Genomic DNA, 6,868 nt, shown 5'->3' with positions numbered 1-6,868 from the left:
GCTCATAAAGTTCGATATCATCCTCTGTAGCTATCGTCTCTGGTGCGTTAGCCAGATCTCCGGAAAAACGCTGGTTTAATGCCAGTTTTTTTAACCATAATCGCCTGCAGACAGCATAAATATAAGTTTTAAGCTGCGCGTGCAATTCAAAGCTCCCGGATTTGGCCTTTTCGTATAAAACGATAATGGCTTCCTGAAATATATCCCTTGCATCATCCGATGTCCCACTATTATTGATGACAAGAGTCTGAATCATACTATAATGAGCTCTGTAAATGGTCTCAATAGCCTTTCGGTCATTTCCAGCCAAACCCTTCAATAGTGACTGCTCATTACTATCCGTTGTCAAGACTAGCTTTATTTAATACTGAAAGTAAAGAATCGTAACCCATTTGAGAATGGAAAACCTTAAAAAACAGCCTATGCTTCCCCTTTTTAAATTATATGCGTTCAATTTTAGGCTAAAATACAAGTTAAAGTGCTTATAACCAGCATATTACGAAAAATTAAATGAATTATTAAAGATTTTTAATCAGGAAGGAGGTTACTTTTTTAAATTCTTTGTATTAACACTAAATCATTCACAAACAAACAAATAACAATGAAAAAACTTTTTTTGGTTTTAGCAATCGGCTCATTTGCAGCATGTAACGGTTCTTCAAGTACGGATACCAAGGTAGATTCAGTTGCAACAACAGCTAAAGACAGTGTTACCGCTGTTGCTGATTCCGCTAAAGCAAAGATTGACTCTACTGCAACAGCTGCAAAAGACAGCGTAAAATCAAAGGTAGATTCAGCAAAGAAGAAATAATTATTTTCTTAAGTAATCAATCGTTAGACGGGGCCATCTCTTCTTGTCAGTTCCTGATTTAATTCAGAACAGGCAAAAAGAGGTGGCTTTTCTTTTAGTCGATTTTCTTTTGCAGGTTTTGGTCAATAGCATCGAGGAAATCCTCCGTAATCAGATAATCTTTACCAACGGCCACTTTATTTCCGTGGATACATACAGCCAGATCTTTAGTCATTTTTCCACTTTCTACAGTTTCAATACATACCTGTTCAAGTGTTTCGCAAAACCGTATTAATTGCTTATTTCCGTCCAGCTTACCCCTGAAAGCGAGCCCTCGGGTCCAGGCAAAGATGGAGGCAATAGGGTTGGTTGAAGTAGGTTTACCTGCCTGATGGTCGCGGTAATGACGGGTAACTGTTCCGTGTGCAGCTTCTGCTTCCATTATCTTGCCATCAGGAGTTATCAAAACTGAGGTCATTAGTCCAAGGGAACCAAAACCCTGCGCCACAGTATCACTTTGCACGTCACCATCATAGTTTTTACAGGCCCAGACAAAATTTCCATTCCATTTCAATGCGCTGGCAACCATATCATCTATCAATCTGTGTTCGTAGGTAATATTTGCTTCTTTAAATTCCTGTATGAATTCCTTTTGATAAATTTCTTCAAAAATATCTTTAAAACGGCCATCGTATTTTTTAAGGATGGTATTTTTGGTAGAAAGGTAGAGTGGCCATTTTTTGTTCAGGGCCATATTGAAACAACTTCTGGCAAATCCACGGATACTTTCATCAGTGTTATACATGGAGAGGGCTACACCATCACCCTTAAAATCATATACTTCGAATACCTGCGGCTGGCCTCCATCTGAAGGAGTAAATGTCATAGTTAACCTGCCCTTTCCTTTTATCACTGTGTCTGTTGCCCGGTATTGATCACCAAATGCATGCCTTCCTACAATAATAGGGGCCGTCCAGTTTACAACAAGACGGGGAATATTTTTTATAACAATAGGCTCGCGGAATACTGTTCCATCCAATATATTACGAATAGTTCCGTTGGGGCTTTTCCACATTTGTTTTAAATGGAATTCTTCCACACGCGCTTCATCAGGTGTAATCGTTGCACATTTAATTCCGACTCCAAACTGCCTTATAGCATTGGCTGAATCAATTGTAATCTGGTCATTGGTTTTGTCCCTCGATTCAATTCCCAGGTCAAAGTATTTAATATCCAACTCCAGATAAGGTAAGATAAGTTTCTCTTTAATAAACTTCCATATGATTCTTGTCATTTCATCTCCGTCAAGTTCTACAACGGGATTGGCAACTTTAATTTTATTAGCCATGAATTTAATTTATATAGAAAAGTCAGCAAACCTACATGAATTGAGGCAATTCACAAAGCCATCAACGCTTAAAGCTTAAAGGCTAATGCTTAAAGCATTTCTTAATTTGTATCCTGTAAATAAAGAACGTCATCCGTCAATTGTCATCCGTCATCCTGCTCACACTTTGCAACATTAATGGGGTAAAAAATTTGTCACCTCTCTAACATCTTGGTACCTTACAAAGTCAAATAACTTTTCATGGACCTGATTGATATCGTAAAATCTTACTTATCAAATTATGTTACTTTGAATGAGCAGGAATTCAGCTACCTGTCGAGTTTATTTGAATTGCGAAATTTTCAAAAAAGAGAGAAACTGGTGGAAGAAGGCGAAGTGGAGAAGTATCTGAATTTTATTCTGCAGGGACTGGCTCGAAAATATTTCATCAGGAAAAATGAGGAAATGGTTATGCAATTTTCCCGTGAAAACGAAATTATCTGTTGTTATGATTCTTTTAATTCGTGTGAACCATCCAATTTTTCCGTGGAAGCTTTAGAAGACATGGTCGTGGTTTCCATCACTCTGGAAAATATAGAAAAATTATATGAGTTCAGTCCTAAAATGGAAAGACTTGGCAGACTGATTGCCACACAGGAATATCTGAAGAAAGAAAGTCTTGAATATAACCGGGTTCGTTTAACTTCCCAGGAAAGGTTTATAAATTTTATCCGGAACAACGGATATCTTATGCAGCGTGTTCCGCAGAAATACCTGGCTTCTTACCTGAATATGAAACCGGAGACCTTCAGCCGCCTCAAACACCTGATAAAAAAACCTTCATAAATTAACGATCAAAACAGGTATTTTAAGCTCATGACGTACAGTATTGACAGTCTCTCCATAGATAAAGTCCTTTAATCCCGTATGGCCATGGGCTCCAATAACAAGGATTTCGGCACCTTCTTCCTTCACAATGCGCACAATTTCTTTAGTGCGGTGAATATAACCCAAACGTGTAACCGCTTTATAGTTGTTTTTTTCCAGGGATAATTGGTAGCTGTTTAGACGTTCCTGATCCGTTCTTGTTTCGAGGTCATCACTTTGCCTCCCAAGCATTCGCGCAGAGGCGCTTTCCACTACATGGATTAATATGTAATTACTTTCCGTTCCGCCCTGACCGATAGCGAAAGCCAGGAGTTTTTCATCCAGCCGGCTGAAGTCTAATGCCACAGCGATATTTCTGAATTTAGGAATTTCAAGTTTTGTGATCGCATTGCCTTCTCCATGTACGGTAACATCCTTTACTACCGTTTTACTAAGCCAGGGATGAATTAAGATATAGAGTAAAAGAAAGATGGCTCCGATAAGCACCACGGCGGAAAATATTTTCCAGAACAGTAATCCTGGCAGATTGAGAAATTGCATACCCTCTTCCAATACTAGTTTTAAATTTAGATACAGCAACAGGATGGCGATAGACCAGGACACGAACATGGTAATTTTTTTAATCTGGAAAACGCCCATCTTTTTCTTATCACTCACAAAATGAATCAATGGGATAACAGCAAATCCAAGCTGAAGGCTAAGAATTACCTGGCTTAATACCAGGAGCTGGTCAACACGGCCTTCACCCGAAAGTCCAATAACCAATACTGCAGGAATGATTGCCAGCATCCTGGTGATCATCCTGCGTAATAAAGGATTGATGCGCAGGTGCAGATAACCTTCCATTACGATTTGTCCGGCTAGCGTCCCGGTAATGGTTGAACTTTGTCCTGCTGCTATCAGGGCAATTGCGAAAAGAATTGAAGCTATCCTGGAACCCAGAAGTGGTGTAAGTAACTTATGCGCTTCAGTAATAGAGGCAATTTCAGTGCGACCGGATTTAAAAAAAACAGCACCCGCAAGGATTAGGATGGCAGCATTTACCAAAAAAGCCAGGTTAAGCGCTATGGCTGAATCCCAGAGATTCAAATTTATCGCTTTTTTGATATGGAGTTCATCTCTATAAATTTTCCGTGTTTGAACCAGCGCAGAATGCAGATATAAATTGTGGGGCATAACGGTTGCACCGATAATACCGATGGCAACATATAGTGCCGTGGCGCCGGGAAGGGATGGTATAAGTCCACGGCTAATTTCACTCAGACTTGGCTTTGCAAGGAAAATTTCAATGAAAAAAGAAATGCCAACAATGGCTATCAGGCTCAAAATAAAGACCTCCAGTTTACGCATACCTAATCGCTGTAGAAAAAGCAGAAGAAAAGTGTCCAGGGCTGTAATTCCTACACCATAAATAAGGGGCAGTCCGGTTAGCAGTTGAATACCAATAGCCATCCCAAGTACTTCAGCCAGATCACAGGCCGTAATAGCGATTTCAGCCAATATATAAAGACAGAAATTAACCAGCCTTGGATATGCTTCTCTGTTAGCCTGGGCCAGGTCCCTCCCACGTACTATACCCAGTCTGGCAGATAAACCCTGTAGAACCAGCGCCATTAAATTACTCATAAGTAAAACCCATAGCAGGCGATAACCGAAATGGCTCCCACCGGCAATATCCGTTGCCCAGTTGCCAGGATCCATATAACCCACGCTTACCAGATAGGCGGGTCCGAAAAAGGAAAAAATTTGTCTCCAACGTGGTCCTGAGGGGTTTACATCAATAGATCCATGTACCTCGCTTAGAGACAGGTCACTGAATTGGGTTTGCTTCATCGGTATAATATGGCATTTTCCCTTTGTATGAAAGAAAAACGGTATCAACAAATCTAAAATTTGTTCTAATAATCACGGGGAAAATTATAGCCGGTCGGGTAATTGCTGAATCTTTACTTTTGATTTTCAATTTGGTGGAATGCGATTATTGAAAATGATGCTTGTTTTAATTACGGTGATTGCTCTGATGTCATGCCGGCATAAAAACGCAAATGGAGGTGAAACCAGGAAAATTGAACCAGAAGACTTTCGGGCTATGTTTCGAAACCTAAATCTGCCAGTAAATTTTGGTGATAGTTCCCTGGCTAAAAAACCCACTGATTCTGTTATGAGTTGGTCAGTATACCATCAGTTTATTGCAGATTCACTTATTCAGAAATATTTTGGGAAATCTGCAAAACCAAGACTCTATGCAACTGGTAAACTGGTCGTTAAAAATGCTGAGACGTATCTTGTAATTAAGGCCCTGTCCCCGTCCAAAAAAATTCTCTATGTAGTTTGTTTGGACAAAGAAGGAAATTTTAAGACTGGAATCCCCCTGATCATCCGGGAGGATGATTCTGAGTTCCGGTATGCTGCTAACATTGATAATAAATATACAATTTCAGTAAGCAGGCTGCGAAAAGACGCTGAAGGACGGAGTTTTTTTGTAAGAACTGTATATGTCTATAATGAAGAAGGTGTTTTCACTTTAATTATGCGGGAATCCAACGAAGGAAAGCCTAAAATTGCCCAGATTTATAATCCCATTGATACCCTGCTGCATAAGCATAAATACTCAGGAGATTATATTCAGGACAAAAGAAATTTTATTTCATTTCGTGATGGTAAGAATAATTCTTTTCTTCGCTTTTTTGTACACTTTGAGAAAGACAACGGAAACTGTAAGGGAGAGCTTAAGGGAGAAGCGCGTTTTGTTTCTTCCACCGTTGCCCGTTATATTGCAAACGGAGACCCGTGTTCCCTTGAGTTTAATTTCAATGAGAAATCAGTTCGTATGAAAGAATTGGAAGGCTGTGGGAATCACAGGGATATCCGTTGTTATTTTGATGGCGTTTACAATAAGCACAAAGAAAAAAGTGTAAAACAGGTAAAGTCCAAACGACGATAATTATAAAATAAAACAAATCCCTATCCGTTTACTCAAACAATTATGAATTTCACAAATTTTACAGTCCCCTACGCAGTTGATAGCCGTTTTTCGAAAAAAGTTGCCTATTTCTCCATGGAGTTCGCGGTTCACCAGCCATTAAAAATATATAGTGGCGGACTGGGTTTTCTTGCCGGATCCCATGTTCGCAGCGCTTATGAATTGCGACAAAATACAATTTTTATAGGTATTCTCTGGAAGTATGGTTATTATGATCAGGCCCGGAACCAGGATCAAAGTTTGCAGGTAACCTGGGTTGAAAAGCAATATCCCTTTTTAACAGATACGGGTATTAAATACCAGATAAATATTCATGACCATCCGGTTTGGGTAAAAGCTTGGTACCTGGCTCATGAAACTTTTAACGGAGCACCCCTTTTCCTTTTGAGTACTGACCTGCAGGAAAATGATTATGTTTCTCAAACCATCTGTCATCGTTTATATGATGCAAATCTTGCTACCAAAGTAGCACAGTTTATATTACTCGGTGTCGGGGGAGCTAAACTCGTGGATCAGCTCAATTTTCAGCCAGAGATTTATCATCTAAATGAAGCACATGGCATCAGCGCCGCTTTTTATCTCTATCAGAAATACAATAAAAACATTGCGGAAGTAAAAAAAAGACTGGTCTTCACTACGCATACTCCTGAAGAAGCAGGTAATGAAAAACACGACATACAACTCTGTTACGATATGAGTTATTTCTGTGGATTGTCCATTGAAGAAGTTAAGACTTTAACAGGAATGGATGACCACCTTTTTAACCATTCGCTGGCGGCGCTCCGGTTCTCACATCTTGCCAATGCAGTATCACGCCTACACGGAAAAGTTGCAAAGGCCATGTGGAGCAAATACCAGGGTATTTGTCCAATAATTTATA

General features: G+C 39.6%; 7 protein-coding genes. 4 read left to right on the top strand and 3 right to left on the bottom strand.

Going from position 1 to position 6,868, the window contains the following annotated elements:
- Nucleotides 1–349, bottom strand: a 349-nt coding sequence (locus VNZ46_RS08160) for an RNA polymerase sigma factor (protein ID WP_325559593.1), incomplete at its 3' end; no start/stop codon positions are given.
- A 252-nt stretch (nucleotides 350–601) separates the two neighbouring features.
- Here VNZ46_RS08160 and VNZ46_RS08155 point away from each other — a divergent pair.
- The gene (locus VNZ46_RS08155; RefSeq protein WP_325559592.1) at nucleotides 602–811 is read left to right on the top strand and encodes a hypothetical protein; all 210 of its coding nucleotides are present in this window, start codon (nucleotides 602–604) and stop codon (nucleotides 809–811) included.
- Between the two features lie 94 nt (nucleotides 812–905).
- Here VNZ46_RS08155 and VNZ46_RS08150 read toward each other — a convergent pair whose 3' ends face one another.
- Nucleotides 906–2,138 carry an isocitrate dehydrogenase (NADP(+)) gene (locus tag VNZ46_RS08150; RefSeq protein ID WP_325559591.1) on the bottom strand — a complete coding sequence of 411 codons (1,233 nt, stop codon included), beginning with the start codon at nucleotides 2,136–2,138 and terminating at the stop codon, nucleotides 906–908.
- 240 nt (nucleotides 2,139–2,378) lie between these two features.
- Between VNZ46_RS08150 and VNZ46_RS08145 the strand changes: the two genes are divergently transcribed.
- Entirely contained in the window at nucleotides 2,379–2,963 is a 585-nt protein-coding gene (locus VNZ46_RS08145) for a Crp/Fnr family transcriptional regulator (RefSeq protein ID WP_325559590.1), read from the top strand.
- Here the strand turns inward: VNZ46_RS08145 and VNZ46_RS08140 are convergent.
- On the bottom strand, nucleotides 2,958–4,838 hold the full coding sequence (locus VNZ46_RS08140) for an Nramp family divalent metal transporter (RefSeq protein ID WP_325559589.1): 1,881 nt from the start codon (nucleotides 4,836–4,838) through the stop codon (nucleotides 2,958–2,960). The two genes, VNZ46_RS08145 and VNZ46_RS08140, sit on opposite strands and share 6 nt — an antisense overlap.
- 139 nt (nucleotides 4,839–4,977) lie before the next feature.
- Between VNZ46_RS08140 and VNZ46_RS08135 the strand changes: the two genes are divergently transcribed.
- Nucleotides 4,978–5,949, top strand: coding sequence for a hypothetical protein (locus tag VNZ46_RS08135; protein ID WP_325559588.1), 972 nt, complete (start codon nucleotides 4,978–4,980; stop codon nucleotides 5,947–5,949).
- 42 nt (nucleotides 5,950–5,991) lie between these two features.
- Nucleotides 5,992–6,868, top strand: an 877-nt coding sequence (glgP, locus tag VNZ46_RS08130; RefSeq protein ID WP_325559587.1) for an alpha-glucan family phosphorylase, incomplete at its 3' end; no start/stop codon positions are given.

The sequence above is a fragment of the Pedobacter sp. genome (assembly GCF_035566355.1).
Classification (GTDB): Bacteria; Bacteroidota; Bacteroidia; order Sphingobacteriales; family Sphingobacteriaceae; genus Pedobacter.
This window is presented reverse-complemented; position numbering and strand designations above follow the sequence as displayed.

Coding starts and splice junctions, on each gene's coding strand:
- VNZ46_RS08155 (WP_325559592.1), top strand. CDS start 602: ATGAAAAAACTTTTTTTGGTTTTAGCAATCGGCTCATTTGCAGCATGT.
- VNZ46_RS08150 (WP_325559591.1), bottom strand. CDS start 2,138: ATGGCTAATAAAATTAAAGTTGCCAATCCCGTTGTAGAACTTGACGGA.
- VNZ46_RS08145 (WP_325559590.1), top strand. CDS start 2,379: ATGGACCTGATTGATATCGTAAAATCTTACTTATCAAATTATGTTACT.
- VNZ46_RS08140 (WP_325559589.1), bottom strand. CDS start 4,838: ATGAAGCAAACCCAATTCAGTGACCTGTCTCTAAGCGAGGTACATGGA.
- VNZ46_RS08135 (WP_325559588.1), top strand. CDS start 4,978: ATGCGATTATTGAAAATGATGCTTGTTTTAATTACGGTGATTGCTCTG.